This window comes from Helicobacter cetorum MIT 00-7128 (assembly GCF_000259255.1).
Classification (GTDB): Bacteria; Campylobacterota; Campylobacteria; order Campylobacterales; family Helicobacteraceae; genus Helicobacter; species Helicobacter cetorum_B.
Window position 1 is genome coordinate 18,194 of record NC_017737.1, and the last position, 16,896, is coordinate 35,089.

Below are 16,896 nucleotides of genomic sequence, written 5' to 3' on the forward strand. Positions count from 1 at the left end.
GGATTTTTTCTCTTTTCATTACCTTTTATTCTTCAGAGCCCTATAAAAGTTCAAGATTTAATCCAAGAGTGCTTTTCAAGATTATTAGAGCCCAAAACACTATGGTTTATAGCATTCCTTGTTTCTTGCGTGTTAATAACAATGCTTGTGTTTAATGCTCCATTAGAGGACAATAAGTTAGATGGTTATATAAATTGTTATATAACTTATATAAAGATAATTGTGAGTATGTGTGGCTCAATTTTTCTATACTTTCTCATTCTTAAGAAGTTCCCTAACATAAAAGAGTGTCTTACCAAATCATTAATACTAGTTTGTTTGTTTGGTTTTTTTCTGTTAAATGTAAACAACTATTCTATCATGGAAAAGCCTAAGCCTATTATTTTATTTGTCTTATTTGCCATAATATGGTTTGTTCTCTTTTGCTGTTTCGTGTCTAAGGCGGTTAAAAATAATAAAATTGCTTTTATAATGCTTTGTCTCCTTTGTATTGGCTCTTTGATAGCTTGTTTCATCTTTAGCAATGAGATTGTAGAGTCGCTTGCTGGCAAAGGATTATTTAAAATAACGAGCGATGAATGGAATAATCTTATTAAAGCTATAAAAGAAGTTCTTAATATTATCTTTGATTTCACCACTGAAAAATCCCAGCAAATTTGCTGCAAAGTTCCACAAAACATATAATCTCACACCCCCCTTACCCCCTTCAACAAATCCTAAAACCTAGGTTTTCAACTTAAAATCTAGTTAATTGCAACCAAAATACCCTTAAAAATTTCTAAGTTCTAAATTTATAGCACAAACTCAAATTATCACTTAAAAATTCCTAAAAAATTGATTATAATACACATAATTAAAAGGTATGTTTAGTTATCAAAGGCTCATCCCACAACCAAATAATCATAAAAAGCCTTATAAACTCAACCAAAATTGATAGTTAGGAACTTAATGTGCAACCCATATGGAAATTTTTAATCCCCCAATTAACTTTTAAAAATATTGTCATAGCAATTTTATTTATTGCAGTCATTGTCTTAAGCATTTGCTTTTTTATCTTTTATAAAAATGCGCTCATAGAAAGAGAAACTTGCAAAATAGGCGTAGATTTGCAAAATGAGGCTCTAAAAAAGCAAGAATTAGATGTTAAAACCTATAACAAAGAGCATTCTAAAACCGAGCAACAAATCGCCAAAAAGTATTCTAAAGCCCAGAAAGACAAGCAAGTTGAGAAAGCAACTAAAGACGCTACCCCTACAGATAAAGAGCTCAAAAAAGTTGAAAATCTCATTGAGACTTTTAAAAAAGAAGAAAAGAAATAATGCTTTTTAAAAGGATTTGCCATGCTTAAAACCACCTTTCTTTCTCTAACTGCTCTCTTGGCTCTTTCTGGGTGCTACAGAGTGTATAAACCGGTATATATCCCTACAAAATGTGAAATTGAAATGCCTAAACGCCCCGAACTCGCCCACACAGAGATTGATAAAAACTTAGAGGCTCTACTTGTTTATACAGAGACTTTGGAAAAAGACTTAGAATTTTGTATTAAAGGCACTTCGCCAAGCGCAAATAAAAAGAAGTGAAAAGTTTAGAGTTTAGTTTTTGCTAACTCTAAATTTTCTCTAAAAGCTAAGGTTTTTTACTCTTTAGATTTTCTCGCAAACTTTTTTTCTCATCACAACTTTTTTGATCCCCTAATTTACAAGCTTTTTTGAAGTAAAATAGAGCATTTTCTTGAGACATTACATCCAAACCCAATTCTTTATATGGTATCCAATAATAACTAGAGTTTTTATTATCAAGCGAATAGGTCTGTTGGAGTGCTCCTATCATAAAACAAGCTTCAGCATCTTTATTTGTGCACTTTTCTTTCAAAAAAGTCATTGGATTATGAAAACCTTTTATCTTACCCCATTCATAACAATCAGCTATTAAAAAAGGATTACTACTATATGCTCGGCATGCTTTTTCATAATAAAGACTAGCTTTTTGAATGTCTTTTTTAGTGCCTTTTCCATAATGATACATCTTTGCCAAATTGCTATAAGCTTTGAAATTTTCTAACTCTGCTGAATTTAAATAACTCTTAAAAGCTATATCATAATATTTTTCTATTTTTGCCCTATCTTGATTTTCTCTATGCAATTTGTCTGCATACCTTTCGCAAATACTCCCTAACTCATAATAAGCTTCAGATTTGTCTTCTTTGCTAGATTTTCTGTCTCGAACTATTTTGAGAGCTGTATCAAAATTATATTTTGTTCCAAAATGACCGCTATCAATTAACACTTCTTTGGTGATTTTTTCTTGTTTTCCAACAAAGATAAATCCAATCACTACCACCAACAATAACACAAACTTGAAAATCATTTAAAACTCCCTAATGCTTATATTATCTCTTTTTAACAACTAGTTCTCTTAAACCATATAAGGCAGTAAAAGTCCAAAGAATAAATACGCCTAAAGACACCCATCTGACCATCTCTATAGAATCATTTTTAATATCTAGAATAAAGTCTCCTATTGTAACTTGAAAGATATACAAAATAATTACACTATACGCCCAAACCCACCATAAACAAGCATTAAGAACTCCAATAAAATATTTTTTCTCTCTAAAAAAGAGCAAAAAAGGGAATAAAGTTACTGCTAAAAACCTTTTATAAAAAGACTCTAGCCTTAAACCCAAAGACAACAACAAAATATAAGATACCAAGATATACATAGAAAATTTATCATGTCCATAAAATTGAACAATGCAATAACCTACACTATAAACATAAAAAATCCAAAACGAAAACATATTTTGAGATATTTTTAATAATATAAATTTAGCCTTGCAAAACAACCACACCAAGAATTTATTGATTTTTAAATTGCTATCTAACTTTTGTAATTTTTTAGGAAATATAAAAATTATAAAAAATATTATTGGAGGTAAGAAAATAATCTTAAAATAAATCCAAATATTACCTTGAACTAGTTGTTTTATGTGGTAAGGATAGCAATAGTCTGTCAAACATTTTATTCCTTTGTCATTATCTATTGGCTCTATAAACCATACAGTTATCGCAGAAGAAACAATCAAATAAATCATTCCAAAAACCAAATACCCCGCAAATCTAAACGATAAAAGATACATAAATAAATTAAATTCTGTATTGTCAAATTTTTTACACAATAATTGAGATTTCTTGTTTTCTTGGACTTTCTTCATGCTATCTAGAACATTTTTCTCTTTTTTACGAATATCTTTAATTGTTTTTTGTTTATACGGATAGCAAAAATAGATTCTCTCCAAACTTTTAGCCAATGTTTTTTTGACCAAATATTTATCTCTATATCTACAGACAATCTCATCAAGAATTTCACGAGCAATACTTATGACTAGTATCGATAAACCAATAATAAAAATCATTGATAATGCAACATAAAGTTTTTCTAATTTTAAAAAATTAGTAAGAAATTTATAAATAGGGGTAATAATACCAACAATCGAACCAAGAATGGACGCATAAAACAAAATTACCAAACGCCTAGCTTTTTCTTCCATTGTAGTGCTTTCAGATTCTATTTTTTTATAGATTTCAAAGTTATGTATTCTGTTAATTTTGCCAAAAACTTCGGCTATATCATTATTCACTATTGCATTTCTCAAATTATTTTTTGTCCTTATTTGTTTCAGATTATAACACTATCAATATTTTAATCTAAAAATCAAACTAGAAAACCACTTATTGAATATTTTTTATTAATTTTACAAACTTAAAAGATTTAGCCACACTCAAAAATATCGCTTGACTTTTCATCAAGTGATATTATAAAAAATGATAAAAGCCATTAGGAGTGTCAATCTTTTTAAACCCCCAATCTCAACACCCCTAACAAGCCTTCAACATTCAACCCTAACCCTACGCTTAAATTCCCTCTTGAACTTTTAATATAGGGCTTATGAAAATCTTCTAAGCGCACACAGCCTGCACTATTTTGCCATAAGTTACTTTCTAAGTATTTTTCTATCTCGCTAGGATTAAATGCCCTTAAACACACCTTAAAGCTAGAAAAGTCTAGCCATTCTAGTGTGGGGGTAATTAAAGCACAGCAAGTTAGAATCTCTACTTCATTATGGCTTTGAAGTTTTAAAAATTCAAGGGCTTCTTGCTTGTTCTTGGCTTTTCGTTGCATTTTGTTATTCACGCTCACCACACTATCAGCCACAACTACAGCACAATTATTTTTAACTAACTCTCTTGCTTTTTCTAATTTACCCTTACATGCTAGATAGACAAACTCTCTAGGGTCTGTTACATTCAAGCTTTCTTCATCAAAGTCTAATGCCTTTTGTTTAAACTTAATCTTGCACTCTTTTAAAAGATTAGCCCTAGAATTAGATTGAGAGCCTAAAATAAGTTCCATGCTATTTCTCTAAGGCTTTTAAAGCGATACTTTTTGCTAAATCAATCGCTTTTGGCAATTTCTCTGTATCCTTACCCCCAGCACTAGCAAAATCATCTCTTCCGCCCCCTTTACCCCCTAAAATTTGTGCCACTTCCATAGCCCACACATTCGCCTTTAGGGGAGCGTTTTTCACTCCGCATGCTAAACTTAAACGCTTATTATCTTTTTTAAACACCATAGCGAGCAATTTCTCATGCGCTTTTTTCAACCTGTCAATGATTTCTTTCACGTCGCCATTTTCAATTGCACCCACAACCACACTCACGCCATTAGTGTTTTCAATGGGTAAGTCAATGTGAGTAGGAGCTTTTTGAATATTCTTCACGCTCTCTTTAAGCTTGTTAATGCCAGCGATTAAATCATTGTTTTTGAGTAAAACTTTAGCGTTCTTAAGCTCTTTATTTTCGCTCTTAGCTAATTCAAAAAGGGCTTTCCCACACACCGCTTCAATGCGTCTTACCCCACTACTCACCCCACTTTCTTTTATGATTCTAAACCCACCAATGAGTGCGGTATTTTCCACATGAATACCCCCACACAATTCAATGGACGCTTTTTCAAAGCTCACCACCCGCACATTTTCAGCATATTTTTCGCTAAATAAAGCTAACGCCCCCTTATCTTTAGCCTGATTTAAAGGCATATGCTCCACTTGACTTTTTAAGTGCTTGAAAATTTGAGCGTTAACTAAACTTTCTACTTTTTCTAACTCTTCTTCACTTAATGCTTTGGAATGCGAAAAGTCAAATCGTAATCGTTTGGATTCTACTAAACTCCCCGCTTGATTCACATGCGAGCCTAAAACTTCTCTTAATGCGCTTTGTAATAAATGCGTCGCACTATGGTGTTTTGCAACTTCAAAGCGTTCATCACTTACTTTTGCTATTAAATCTATGCCTTTTTTAAGGGGTTTTTGAACTTTGAGAAGCGAAAAATTAAGCCCAAAAAAGTTCTTCGTATCTAATACAAGAGCCACTTCTTCATTATCTTTTAAAAGTGCGCCCTTATCTCCTATAGCTCCTCCACCTTCTGCATAAAAAGGTGTTTTTTCTAACAATACCCAGACTTCTTGCTTAGGACTAATCTCTGTGATTTCTTTAAATTCACTATCAAAAAAACCTAGTGCTTGAGTAGGACACTCTATTGCTTCATACCCTACAAATTCATTAGGCTTGTAAGTGCTTAAAATGGTGCTAAAATCAGCGTTGTTTTGTTTGCCTTTCCATGACGCCTTGGAGCGTTCAACTTGTTCTTGCATGCAACATTCAAAGCCTTTCATATCCACACATGCCCCACAACTTCTTAGCATATCATTCGTTAAATCTAAAGGAAATCCAAAGGTATCATAGAGCTTGAAAGCAATTTTTCCATCAAAGATTTTATTTTCATCTAAATGCTTTAAAGACAAATTAAAGAGCTCCATGCCAGATTCTAAAGTCTCTAAAAAACGCTCTTCTTCTTCAAAGCACTCTTTCATCACATTTTCTTTAGACTCTTTCAAATACGCATGCACACTAGCAAATTGCTCGCACACTACGCCCACAATTTTGTATAGAAACGCATTCTTTAAGCCCATTAAATACCCATGTCTTAAGGCTCTTCTTAGAATGCGTCTTAGCACATAGCCACGACCTTCTTTATTGAAATGCACCCCTTGAGCGAGCAAAAACGCCACCGCTCTTGCATGATCAGCCACTACTCTAAAGCTTGGCTGAAACTCGCTGGTATAATCTAAGCTTGTAAGCTCGCTAATTTCTTGCATTAGGGGTGTAAATAACGAAGAATCAAAATTATTGAGCTTGTTTTCTAAGAGAGCTTGCACCCTTTCTAAGCCCATACCTGTATCAATGCTAGGTTTTGGCAAGGGCGATAAAATACCATCACTAGAGCGTTCGTATTGCATAAACACTAAGTTCCAAATTTCTAAAAATCTATCGCCCTCGCCTCCAAAATAATCTTCACTACTTTTAAAGTGCTTTTCGCCTTGGTCTATATAGATTTCACTACAAGGCCCACAAGGTCCTGTATCGCCCATTTGCCAAAAATTGTCTTTATCGCCCATTTTTTTGATTCTATCCACAGAGACAAATTTTTCCCACAACCTAAACGCCTCATCATCTTTTTCATGCACGCTAATATATAAATCCTTAGGTTTAAAACCTAAATTTTTGGTTACAAATTCCCATGCATTACAAATTGCCTCTTCTTTAAAATAATCTCCAAAAGAGAAATTCCCTAACATTTCAAAAAGGGTGTGGTGTCTTGCGGTATAACCCACATTTTCTAAGTCGTTATGCTTACCGCCTGCTCGCATGCATAATTGCGAAGAAGTCGCTCTAGGAGTGCTAGGCCTTGGCACAATACCTGTAAAAATATCCTTAAATTGCACCATTCCTGCATTAGTAAAAAGTAAGGTGGCATCATTAGGCACTAAGGGCATGCTAGGATAAATCTCATGCCCCTTACTTTTAAAAAATTGTAAAAATTCATTACGAATATCCATAAAATTCCTTTTTGTGTGTGGTTTAAAAACGCTCTTTTAGGGTTTTTAACTGCTTTTTGCCCTTTTAAGTTAATTTTTTAAAAAGATAGTTTATTATACACCACATTCCAAATTAAAGGAGAAAACCATGTTTCATGAGTTTAGAGATGAAATCAGTGTGTTAAAAGCGAGCAATCCGCATTTTGACAAGATTTTTGAGCAACACAACCAGCTAGATGATGACATTAAAACCGCTGAGCAACAAAATGCTAGCGATGCTGAAATCAATCAAATGAAAAAACAAAAGCTAAAATTAAAAGATGAAATCCATGCAATGATTATGGAGTATAAAGAACAGCAAAAACCTAAACATGTTTGAGGCTAAGCCATCTTCTAAAGGTTTTAGAAATACATTCAAACGCTTTTTAAAAAAGCGTTTTGCTTACAGCCTTAAACTAAGCCCACTCGCTTATTTCAAGCGGTGGGTTCTTACTTTTTTCAACATTTTAACTTTCCTATACGACCAAGTTTATTCTCTTAAAAACCCGTATTCATAGACTTTGGGCTGTAATTCTTTGGCTAAGTCTTTTAAAGCGTCTTGTAAATTTGCATAAAGCTGTTTGTAATAAGTATCTTTAGCTTTTAGGGGTTGGTTTAACTTGCCTTGGGCGTTTCTACCTTGAAAAAATTCTTTAATATCATACAAGCTTACATTAGCGTTATAGTCGTGGTTAGTGAAATCTTGTGCGTGGTAATATTTATAAATCTCTTTTCCTGCGTTAAACACGCTTAAAGCCCTTTCGCTAAATTCTAAAGGTTTAGTTTCTTTCTTGGAGCTGTCAAAGAGATTATCGGCTTGTGTTTGTATTTTACCCTTTAAAAAATCTAGCAAAACATGGCTAGAATATCTTTCTTTAGCCCCCACTTCTTCTTCATCAAAGGGTATGAAGTGGTTTACCCCCCCCCCCGTTGTAATGCGGTTTTTTCCATGAAAAAGCATGAAAGCTAAAGCATTGTTTTTAAATTCATCATCACTTTGCCATGCGTCATTATAAGGGGCGTAAAATTGGTCGTTGTGGTTAATCCATGTGTGTTCAAATACATAGCGGACAGAGAAGTAAATCGCACCGATTAAAAGGGTTTTAAGCGTTAAACCAAAAAATTTAATGTGTGCTTTCTTGCTATCATCACCATTTTGGATATAAATCAAATTTTGATTTTGAAAATCAGGACGACCAGGGTTCATATAGCTAAACGCTATGGTTTGTAATATATTTTTGTCTTGGTATTGTTGTAACCAAAAACTAATAAACGAAACGCTATCTAATATTTTTAAAATTTTTATCCCTAAAAATCCGCCGAAACTATCAAACACTTCTAAGCTAACGGAGTTTTGGAGTTTTAAGGGGTTTTGCTGTAGAATTGCATCACGCCCCATAAGTGGCTTTATGGGGCAAATACGCTTAAAGGAGTTTGTCATGTCTAAGCCACATGATAAAAACTCTTGGCTAGTAGTATATCTTAAATTCTCTTTTAAGGGGTTTAAGTTTGTCTTTTTAGTTGAAAGATAGCTAGTCAAAGTTCCCTTAGGCTCTGTGCTTAGGGGTTTCCTTGAAGTAGATTTGCCTATAACTTTTGGGGCGTTTAATGCATTTTCTAAAACTTTTAAAAATCTTTCTAAGCTATACCATTGGATAATTTTAAATTTCTTAAGAGGTTTTGTTGTAGAATTTCTTTGTGTCCCCTTAGTGTTGCTAGCCTTTGGGGACACATTTTGCCACAAAGGAGCGTTTATGTCTAAAAGACACAATGGCTCTTTCAAGGGATTATACTTCAAATTTTCTTTTAAGAAGATTAAGTTTGAATTTTGTTTATCTTTGTGAGAGCTTGCCCCCCTTAAGGGGGTAACTTCTTTTTGGCAAGTATCCCACACTAAAAAGCCGATAGGAAATTGCCCCCTAACATTATCAAAAGAATTAGCTGGCACCATAAAGCCCCCCTTAAACTCTGCTTTAAAGACTTCTCTAAATTTTTTAAAATTGCTAGAATTTAGGTATTTGAGCGTTGAAAAACTAGCTAAAGTTACGCCATTTAATTCTTTATAAATACGCATGAAAAATTGAGCAAAAAGCTCGTTATTAGCCTTGCCTAAATCTGTTTTATACTTTTCACAAATGAGATTATCTCGTGCGACTTTAGATTTATGCTCACCTGTGCCACTCATCTTAGATTTATTGCCTGCTTCTGCATACGGCGGGTTGATATAGATAATGAGCTTTTTTAACTTCTCTTGGTCTTTTAAAATTTCTTGTAGGCTTTTAGGCACTTTAGGCTCAAAAAAATCATCGTTTAAAAAGTCAAATTGAAAAACATGCTTTTCTAGTAGGTTTAATCTGTTGGTAGTGGCAAGTTCTTTTACAATCGCTACATCGTTATTATCTAAAGTAGAGAGGTATAAATTAGCTTTATTTACCAAACCACTGAGTAAGTTGCCAGTCCCCCCAGCACAATCCCAAATGATGTATTCATCTTGGTAGTCTTGCCCTAAGATTTTGGCTAAATATTCTTGGCTCTTTTCTACCCAAATTTTAGGGGTGAAAAACGCTCCTTTTCTTTCTCTAATATCGCTTGGAACTAATAAATCCCGCCTTTCTAAAATTTCTGCCTGAAACTCAACTTGCGGGGGTCTTTCATAAATGCTCCAAAATTCTTTATGAGCCTTTTGGTCGTCTTTAAAGGTGATTTCAAAAAAATCTAATAAGCCCAAATCATTTTTGCCCTTATTCAAGCGATAAGTGGTGTCGCTTAAAATGGTAACTAATTTTTCAATAATGGTCTTATTGCCATCACTGAGCAAATCGGCTAAATAAAAATCAGCGTCTATGATACCCTTAGATTTGGCTAATTCCCAGTTTGGCACTTGAATAGTGGGCTTAACAAACACCAGCCATTTTTGATAAATAGCAAAAAAATTGTTTTTATCAATTTTAATTTTGTTTAAATGGGTGGCGTTTAAATTGCTTTTAATAAATTTTTTGCATTCTGTGCTTTGGGTTTTAAAGTCAAAAACAAATTTAACTGCTCCTTGAGACTTGTCAAACAAATTGGATTTAAACATGCTTTTAAACACATATAAAGCATGTTTAAAGCTCTCGCTATTGTGATTGCTTGGGGTAGTAGAAAAATCTATATCACTTCTATAAAGAAAATTAATAATTGTGTTATCAAAAGCGATAAATTCTATTCTAAAAGCGTTAAAAGCACACAAATAAGGTGGGGTGTAATGAGAGTAAAATTTGTGCTTGCCTATGGTTAAAAGCAGTTGCACAAAAGCTTTGTCTAAATCATCAAAATCGCCCTTTTTAGCCTCGCCCCATAAAATGGGTAAAGTGGCGTTAGTATGCTTGTAGCTTAGCATGAAATCTATTTTATCCCCACTATAGAGAAACTTCTTATCTTTAAAAAACTCGGTTTTTATCCTATCTTTTAGGGTTTCTTCATTAAGAGCGAATAAATTGTCAACCATTTAACTACACACAATTTTTTAAATAATACTCATAAGCTTCTTTAATGCCCTGTTCTAAAGTGATTTCTAATTCCCATTTTAAAGCTTTTTGTTTGGAAATATCCATAAGCTTTTGTTGCATGCCTACTGGTTTAGACAAATCTTTAACAAACTCGCCTTGATAATCTAAAGCTTTTGCGACCATTTTATAATACTCTTCAATAGTGTAATCTATGCCAGAGCCTACATTCATTACGCTAGGAATTTCAGTGATATTTTCATAAGCTAGGGCGATGAATTTGGCTAAATCTTTGGCGTTTAGATATTCTCTTTTTGCACTGCCATCGCCCCACATAGTAAATTCTTTTTCGCCCCTTAGTTTGGCTCTATGCATTCTAGCAATAAGACCTGGTATCATATGAGCTACGCCTTCTTCAAACTTGTCAAACTCGCCATAGAGATTGCAAGGCACTAAGGTTTTATAAAAAACATCTCTTTCAGCACTCACATATTCGCAATACTTCATTACAGAGAGCTTGGCTAGAGCGTAGCCTTCATTCGTTGGCTCTAAAGAGCCATTGAGTAAATCGCTCTCTTTTAAAGGGTTAGGGGCATATTTTGGATAGGCACAAGAGCTTGCTAAATTAATCGCTTTTTTAACCCCACAATTTAAAGCACTTGAAAAGAGATACAAGCCCATAAGCATGTTCTCTAGCATATAAGTTGAAAGGGCGTTCATGTTCGCTACAATGCCCCCCACTCTTCCGGCACAATGGATTATCCCTGTGGGCTTGTGTTTTTCTAAATAGGCTTGGATATTGTCTTTATCTAATAAATCTAACTCGCTTTTTTTGGGGGTTAGCAAGGTAATATTAGGCTTATTTTTTTTAAAATACAAAGCGGTGTTTTGCCCCACCATGCCATAGGCACCGGTGATTAAAATGATTTCATTCATAAAAATTCCTTAAAGTATAGCCCCCCTCTTGTAAGTAAAGGCTTTTTTGACATTCTTTTAAATCATGCTCTAGCATGTCCTTGACTAACTCTTTTAAATCGTATTCTCTCACCCAGCCAAGCTCTCTCTCAGCCTTAGTTGGGTCGCCTAAGAGCAAGTCTACTTCTGTGGGTCTAAAATAGCGTTCATCTATACGCACCACAATTTGCCCTAGCTTCAAATGGCTTAAATCTAAATTTAAAGTGTTCGCTCTTTTTTCATCAATACTTTTAATTAAAGCGATTTCTTTAATGCCTGTATTTTGAAATTCTAGTTCTATACCGATAAATTCAAAACTCATTTTCACAAAATCACGCACACTCGTCGTTTTTCCTGTGGCAATCACATAATCTTGTGGGGTTGGTGCTTGGAGCATTAGATGCATCATCTTCACATAATCTTTGGCATGCCCCCAATCTCTTTTAGCGTCTAAATTCCCTAAATACAAGCAATCATTTAAGTTATACGCCATAGCACTTACAGCTCGTGTGATTTTACGGGTTACAAAAGTTTCGCCCCTTACTTTACTCTCATGGTTAAAGAGTATGCCATTAACGGCAAATAAGTTATAAGCCTCTCTGTAATTTTTAGTGATGTAAAAGGCATACATTTTAGCGACCGCATAGGGGCTTCGTGGGTTAAAGGGGGTGTTTTCATTTTGTGGGGTTTCTAAGACTTCGCCATATAATTCACTCGTGCTGGCTTGATAAAATCTAGTTTTTTCCTCTAAGCCTAAAATCCGCATGGCTTCTAAAATCCTAAGCGTGCCGATACCATCAGCGTTTGCGGTGTATTCGGGGGTCTCAAAAGAGACTTTGACATGGCTTTGTGCGGCTAAGTTGTAAATCTCTGTGGGCTTTGTGGTAGCGATTAGATGAATGAGATTAGAAGAATCAGTCATATCTCCATAGTGTAAGAAAAACCGCCTTTGATGTTCGCTATGCAAATCTTCATATAAGTGGTCAATCCTAGAAGTATTGATACTAGAAGAGCGTCTTTTTAACCCATGCACTTCATAGCCAAGACTTAGCAAATACTCGGCTAAGTAGCTCCCATCTTGCCCGGTAACTCCGGTGATTAAAGCGATTTTTTCTTTCATTTATTTTCCTTATTTTTCTTTATTTTGTCTGTTAAAATCATCAACAATCCTTATAATATCATCTTCGCCGACATATTCGCCCACTTGAACTTCTATAATAACTAAAGGAATTTTGCCATAATTAGCTAGGCGGTGTAAGGTGTTTTTAGGAATGTAGGTGGATTCATTAGCTTGTAATTCAAAAGTTTTATTATCTAATTCCACACTTGCCATTCCGCTAATCACTACCCAGTGTTCGCTCCTATGAAAATGCTTTTGTAAAGAAAGCCTAGAATTAGATTTAACTTCTAAAATCTTAACCTTGTAATGAGAGCTCTCATGCAAGACTTCATAGCTCCCCCAAGGGCGATAAACTTTAGTGTGGGCTTGCAATAGGTCTTTGTTATGTTTTTCTATCTCACCTACCAAAGCTTTTAAATCCTTAGATTTGTCTTTATGAGCGATTAAAAGAGCGTCTTTAGTGTCAATAATAGCCAAATTCTCAATGCCTAAAAGAGCTGTGGCTTTATTAGAAAACACTAAATTATTCGCACTCTCTTTAGCAAAAATAGGCGTTTGATTTAAATTAGCGTTGGTTGCTTTGTCATTAGCCACTTCTTCATAAAGAGCGTTGAAACTCCCCAAATCACTCCACTTAGCGTTTAATTCCACCATTTTGATTTTTTGACTTTGTTGCATTAAAGCAATATCAATACTCACATCTTCTAAATTTTGCATGCTCTCAACACTTAGGCGTGCAACTTTATTCTCAAAAAAATGCGAATTAGTTAGATTTTCAAACGCTTTTTCACACCCCTTTAAAATGCTAGGGGCATGTTTTTTTAATTCTTCTAAAAAAGCGCCTACTTGAAACACAAACATGCCACTATTAAAATAAAAATCCCCACTTTTTTGAAATTCTATAGCCTTTTGTAAGCTTGGCTTTTCAATAAAACGCTTGACATCTATTGCATTGGAGCTTTCAATATACCCAAACTCTGTGTTAGGCTTGTCAATGCTAATCCCAAAGGTAACTAAAAAACCTTGTTTAGCCAAATCAATCGCTTTTTTTATAGCGTCTTCATACGCTTGAGTATCCTTAATTAAGTGGTCACTTGGCGTAACAATCAAAATATCTTCTTTATTACTCATTAAAGCACTTAGGGTAATAGCATTAGCGGTGTTTTTGCTCAAACTCTCTAGCAAAAAACTCACCTTATTGTTTTTATTCTCGCTCTTTATCTCTTCTAGAGCTAAAAAGTAATGTTGCTCGTTACACACTACAAGCGTTTCATCAACTAAGGGGGTGTTTCTTTTAAAACTTAAAAGAAACAAGCTTTCATCATTAAATAGCTTTAAAAATTGCTTAGGATATAGGCTACGGCTTAGTGGCCATAGGCGTTTGCCACTCCCCCCACTTAATAGGATATTTTTAATCATGCATTCTCTTTTAGTTTTTAAGGACTTATTATAGCGTTTCTACTCCAAAAACTCAGCGATGACTTCATTACTTTTTGGCATAGGAAAAAAGATGTCCGTATTTGGCGAGATAAATACTCTACTCCCTTCTCTAATCACTACAATGGGGGCGATTTTGCTCTTATCTCTTAAAATTTGATTAATCACTTGATTGATACCTGTGCCACTTTGTCTTATCATTTGCATTAGGAGATAATCCCCAAAGAAATTCGTTGTGTCTTCTTTATTGCCCTTATTGTTTAAAGCGGAAGTTAAGCCTATCAATAAGCCATTAGTGAGCGTAGAAAGAAGTAAGGGCATGCCATAGCGTTGGAAATTCCTTTCAATGAGTTCGCCTACTAAGCCATTATAGCCCTTAATATCCGCTCCTTTAGCGTTAGTGAGCATGATATTTATGCCATGGGGTGTGATAATTCTAGTCCATACAATATCTAGGCGATACTCCCCCATTTTGTTATTGTTATTGTAGTAGCCTATGACTTTAGAACCTTTAGGAATTAAAACAGCCTTTCCCATGTTTGCAAAAATATCGCTCTCTACTTGGGCGATGACTTTACCAGCGATTTGACTAGAAATGGGCGTGATTAAAAAGGCTGGTATCATTTTATCCGCTGTAATGGTTCTTAAAAGCCTGTTTTCATTCGTGGTTATGTCTTTTTCTTTCAAATTAGTGAAACTATCTATGCCTTTAGAAGAATCTGTAGGAAAAATAAGGTTTTCTTCATAGTTTTTAGGGCTTTCTTCAAAGGGGGTTATACGAGTGGCTAATAAATCTAATTGCTCTAAAGAAAGGTCTTTTTTAGAGTAATTTGTCTTTGTAGGAGGCTTTGTGAAATCTTTTGGGATTTCTTGTTTAGGGGGGCTGATTTTTTGAGAGTTTAAAGTTTTTAGAGCGACTTCTAATTGTTGTTGTAAGGCTTTTATGGTAGCGTCTTTGGAGTTATTCTCATTGTTTTGGTTTGAATTTTGAGCGAAAATATAGTCTTGTAGGGGGTATTTCACCTCATCATCACTTAAAAGATTTGGCTGATTATTTAAGGGGGCTTTTGGCTTTTTATGATAGATTAAAGAAGTAGCCATAATCACTACAAAACCCCCTAAAAAAATAAGCACCCCTTTAAGCCATTTATTCATTTTTGAGCCTTAAAGCGGATACACAAATAATCCTTCCCTTGTCTTAAAGTCCATTGAGTTGAAACATCTTCAGCGATAATGTAATCGCCTACAATTCTTGTATTGACTGGGTTATCATAGCCATCAACGACTTTATAAATAACTGGGAATTTAGAAGACGCTAATTTTTTATCAAATTTAAAATAAGTGAAGTGTTTATCATTAAAAATTTCTTTAGGCATTAAAGAGAGATTAGATTTTTTAGAGCATAGCCACAAGCAATACCATTTTCTTTGAGAGCTTTTTAAGGCTACATAGCCTTTTTTAATATCTTTTTTAATGATTTTCATAGAATTAGTGCTATCGCCAATAATTAGTGTGTCTTCTTCTTTTTCTTTGACTTCTTTAGGGGGTTTTTCAAGGGTATTTTCTTTCTTGATAAAAGCATTAGAATAATAATTCTTATCTTCTATATAGACTTGTAAATTAGGGTGCTTGGAGCTAGTAAAGGTGGTAGAAAACACATAGAAAGAAAAAATCTTGCCTTCATCATCAATCACGCTGATATTAGAATCCACACCAATTTGTAAAGGCTTAATCAACAAAATTCGCTCGTTACTTTCTAAGATTTTTGCATTAAAGCCCACCTTATCTCCTAGCACAAAATCTTTAATGGGCTTTTTGAAATACAATAAAGTCGCCATTGCGTAACGCAGACGGATTTTATAAGTTTGCCCTTGAAAATAATCAATATTCAAAGTGTTAGACATTTTGGAGCGGTTTTTATCAAAAAAGCTGTTTTGAATGGCGTTTAAATCCTGCATGGGGTGGTTTAAATTTGGGGTTTTTTGATTAGATTCTTCTATCAACTCATCAGCTTTTATTAGGCTAAAAACTAACATTAAGCTTAATAAGAAAGTCCGCATTAATCATTCCTGTTTGTAGGCGTGATTTCTGTAATGCTATAACGAGTGATTTTAAAACCGGTAGGGTTTTTAGGCATAGAAGTGTAATCAAAATCAGGGGTGTCAAACATATAACTTAGCACGATTTTAAAACGCTTTTCATACACGAGCTTATTTTCATTCATCAGTTTTGCCACAATAGACACGCTAGCAATGGGGTTATTATCTTGATGATAAATCGCAATGTTTATAATATGGACTTCCCTTTCTAAATGGCTCTGTGCGTAAATGCTGTTTTTTGTTTTAATCAAATCTTCAAAGCGTTGCCACACTTTAGCACTACTTTGTAATCGCACTAATTCATAGCGAGACTTATCATCAATACGATTAATGCTCTCTCTATTTAGCACATACGCCCCTATAAGAGAGCGAGCTAAGGCTTCATTATGTGAAATGCTTTTATCCGCTCTTTGAATAATAGCGTAGTGCTTGTCTTGATTTAAAAAGTCCACAAAATGGTGTTCGGTTTTTTGTAAGGGTAAAAGGCTAATTAATACAATAGCTAAAATAAGAGCGATAACACTCATTAAACCTAAGAGTCTGTAAGCGATTTTTAGGCGATTTCTCTCTAGCCTAAACACGCTCTGTATGTCTAAATCATTCACACAAAAACTAGAAAGTTTGCTTTCTAAATGCTTTTCTTGAGAGTTTAAAATCTCTTCTAAATAGGCTAATTGCTCGCTATTAAAAGGCTTTTCTTTCATGCAAGACTCAGTGGGTTTTCATAGAACGCACAAGGGCTTTTCTTCATTTCATGCACCTTGCTGGAGCAACCAAGCATTAAAAACAAAAGAACCATACTAAAGAAAAATTTCATTAACTTTT

16 protein-coding genes are annotated in these 16,896 nt (G+C 34.3%); 3 read left to right on the forward strand and 13 right to left on the reverse strand.

The genetic code is table 11. The features are described from left to right. Positions 1 to 350 precede the first annotated feature (350 nt). On the reverse strand, positions 351 to 680 hold the full coding sequence (locus HCW_RS09325) for a hypothetical protein (protein WP_155802200.1): 330 nt from the start codon (positions 678 to 680) through the stop codon (positions 351 to 353). Between the two features lie 270 nt (positions 681 to 950). Here HCW_RS09325 and HCW_RS00115 point away from each other — a divergent pair, with 270 nt between their 5' ends. Next, entirely contained in the window at positions 951 to 1,319 is a 369-nt protein-coding gene (locus HCW_RS00115; protein WP_014660198.1) for a hypothetical protein, read from the forward strand. A 21-nt stretch (positions 1,320 to 1,340) separates the two neighbouring features. Then, positions 1,341 to 1,580 (forward strand): hypothetical protein, encoded by a 240-nt coding sequence (locus HCW_RS00120; RefSeq protein WP_014660199.1) that lies wholly within the window; start codon positions 1,341 to 1,343, stop codon positions 1,578 to 1,580. 46 nt (positions 1,581 to 1,626) lie between these two features. On the opposite strand, the gene HCW_RS00125 is transcribed toward HCW_RS00120, so the two are convergent. From HCW_RS00125 to alaS, 4 genes are all read right to left on the reverse strand, one after another. Then, positions 1,627 to 2,367, reverse strand: a complete 741-nt coding sequence (locus HCW_RS00125) for a tetratricopeptide repeat protein (protein ID WP_014660200.1) — start codon at positions 2,365 to 2,367, stop codon at positions 1,627 to 1,629. A gap of 22 nt (positions 2,368 to 2,389) precedes the next feature. Beyond that, positions 2,390 to 3,655: a hypothetical protein gene (locus HCW_RS00130; RefSeq protein WP_014660201.1), complete on the reverse strand. Its 1,266-nt coding sequence runs from the start codon at positions 3,653 to 3,655 to the stop codon at positions 2,390 to 2,392. Between the two features lie 200 nt (positions 3,656 to 3,855). Continuing rightward, complete coding sequence (gene maf / locus HCW_RS00135; RefSeq protein ID WP_014660202.1) at positions 3,856 to 4,413, reverse strand: septum formation inhibitor Maf; 558 nt, start codon at positions 4,411 to 4,413, stop codon at positions 3,856 to 3,858. Position 4,414: 1 nt separating this feature from the next. Further along, positions 4,415 to 6,958, reverse strand: a complete 2,544-nt coding sequence (gene alaS, locus HCW_RS00140) for an alanine--tRNA ligase (RefSeq protein ID WP_014660203.1) — start codon at positions 6,956 to 6,958, stop codon at positions 4,415 to 4,417. Between the two features lie 127 nt (positions 6,959 to 7,085). Between alaS and HCW_RS00145 the strand changes: the two genes are divergently transcribed. Beyond that, positions 7,086 to 7,316, forward strand: a complete 231-nt coding sequence (locus HCW_RS00145; RefSeq protein ID WP_014660204.1) for a YdcH family protein — start codon at positions 7,086 to 7,088, stop codon at positions 7,314 to 7,316. 150 nt (positions 7,317 to 7,466) lie between these two features. Here HCW_RS00145 and HCW_RS09620 read toward each other — a convergent pair whose 3' ends face one another. From HCW_RS09620 to HCW_RS09530, 8 genes are read right to left on the reverse strand one after another with little or no spacing between them, the layout of a single operon-like run. Further along, the gene (locus HCW_RS09620) at positions 7,467 to 10,463 is read right to left on the reverse strand and encodes a hypothetical protein (protein WP_014660205.1); all 2,997 of its coding nucleotides are present in this window, start codon (positions 10,461 to 10,463) and stop codon (positions 7,467 to 7,469) included. Positions 10,464 to 10,467: 4 nt separating this feature from the next. Continuing rightward, entirely contained in the window at positions 10,468 to 11,397 is a 930-nt protein-coding gene (locus tag HCW_RS00155; protein WP_014660206.1) for a GDP-L-fucose synthase family protein, read from the reverse strand. After that, on the reverse strand, positions 11,390 to 12,535 hold the full coding sequence (gene gmd / locus HCW_RS09520) for a GDP-mannose 4,6-dehydratase (RefSeq protein ID WP_014660207.1): 1,146 nt from the start codon (positions 12,533 to 12,535) through the stop codon (positions 11,390 to 11,392). The genes HCW_RS00155 and gmd overlap by 8 nt, the downstream gene beginning before the upstream one ends. Positions 12,536 to 12,544: 9 nt before the next feature. Next, the gene (locus HCW_RS09525) at positions 12,545 to 13,954 is read right to left on the reverse strand and encodes a mannose-1-phosphate guanylyltransferase/mannose-6-phosphate isomerase (protein WP_014660208.1); all 1,410 of its coding nucleotides are present in this window, start codon (positions 13,952 to 13,954) and stop codon (positions 12,545 to 12,547) included. A 39-nt stretch (positions 13,955 to 13,993) separates the two neighbouring features. Then, positions 13,994 to 15,127: a DNA type IV secretion system protein ComB10 gene (locus HCW_RS00170; protein ID WP_014660209.1), complete on the reverse strand. Its 1,134-nt coding sequence runs from the start codon at positions 15,125 to 15,127 to the stop codon at positions 13,994 to 13,996. Further along, positions 15,124 to 16,032 (reverse strand): TrbG/VirB9 family P-type conjugative transfer protein, encoded by a 909-nt coding sequence (locus tag HCW_RS00175; RefSeq protein WP_014660210.1) that lies wholly within the window; start codon positions 16,030 to 16,032, stop codon positions 15,124 to 15,126. The genes HCW_RS00170 and HCW_RS00175 overlap by 4 nt, the downstream gene beginning before the upstream one ends. Beyond that, positions 16,032 to 16,775 carry a type IV secretion system protein gene (locus HCW_RS00180; RefSeq protein ID WP_014660211.1) on the reverse strand — a complete coding sequence of 248 codons (744 nt, stop codon included), beginning with the start codon at positions 16,773 to 16,775 and terminating at the stop codon, positions 16,032 to 16,034. Before HCW_RS00180 ends, HCW_RS00175 begins: the two co-directional genes overlap by 1 nt. Beyond that, positions 16,772 to 16,888 carry a hypothetical protein gene (locus HCW_RS09530; RefSeq protein ID WP_014660212.1) on the reverse strand — a complete coding sequence of 39 codons (117 nt, stop codon included), beginning with the start codon at positions 16,886 to 16,888 and terminating at the stop codon, positions 16,772 to 16,774. The genes HCW_RS00180 and HCW_RS09530 overlap by 4 nt, the downstream gene beginning before the upstream one ends. Between the last annotated feature and the right edge of the window lie 8 nt (positions 16,889 to 16,896).

What these genes read in the sequence shown, in the direction of transcription:
- HCW_RS09325 (WP_155802200.1), bottom strand. Translation starts at nt 680, where the DNA reads ATGTTTTGTGGAACTTTGCAGCAAATTTGCTGGGATTTTTCAGTGGTG.
- HCW_RS00120 (WP_014660199.1), top strand. Translation starts at nt 1,341, where the DNA reads ATGCTTAAAACCACCTTTCTTTCTCTAACTGCTCTCTTGGCTCTTTCT.
- HCW_RS00125 (WP_014660200.1), bottom strand. Translation starts at nt 2,367, where the DNA reads ATGATTTTCAAGTTTGTGTTATTGTTGGTGGTAGTGATTGGATTTATC.
- maf (WP_014660202.1), bottom strand. Translation starts at nt 4,413, where the DNA reads ATGGAACTTATTTTAGGCTCTCAATCTAATTCTAGGGCTAATCTTTTA.
- alaS (WP_014660203.1), bottom strand. Translation starts at nt 6,958, where the DNA reads ATGGATATTCGTAATGAATTTTTACAATTTTTTAAAAGTAAGGGGCAT.
- HCW_RS00145 (WP_014660204.1), top strand. Translation starts at nt 7,086, where the DNA reads ATGTTTCATGAGTTTAGAGATGAAATCAGTGTGTTAAAAGCGAGCAAT.
- HCW_RS09620 (WP_014660205.1), bottom strand. Translation starts at nt 10,463, where the DNA reads ATGGTTGACAATTTATTCGCTCTTAATGAAGAAACCCTAAAAGATAGG.
- HCW_RS00155 (WP_014660206.1), bottom strand. Translation starts at nt 11,397, where the DNA reads ATGAATGAAATCATTTTAATCACCGGTGCCTATGGCATGGTGGGGCAA.
- gmd (WP_014660207.1), bottom strand. Translation starts at nt 12,535, where the DNA reads ATGAAAGAAAAAATCGCTTTAATCACCGGAGTTACCGGGCAAGATGGG.
- HCW_RS09525 (WP_014660208.1), bottom strand. Translation starts at nt 13,954, where the DNA reads ATGATTAAAAATATCCTATTAAGTGGGGGGAGTGGCAAACGCCTATGG.
- HCW_RS00170 (WP_014660209.1), bottom strand. Translation starts at nt 15,127, where the DNA reads ATGAATAAATGGCTTAAAGGGGTGCTTATTTTTTTAGGGGGTTTTGTA.
- HCW_RS00175 (WP_014660210.1), bottom strand. Translation starts at nt 16,032, where the DNA reads ATGCGGACTTTCTTATTAAGCTTAATGTTAGTTTTTAGCCTAATAAAA.
- HCW_RS00180 (WP_014660211.1), bottom strand. Translation starts at nt 16,775, where the DNA reads ATGAAAGAAAAGCCTTTTAATAGCGAGCAATTAGCCTATTTAGAAGAG.
- HCW_RS09530 (WP_014660212.1), bottom strand. Translation starts at nt 16,888, where the DNA reads ATGAAATTTTTCTTTAGTATGGTTCTTTTGTTTTTAATGCTTGGTTGC.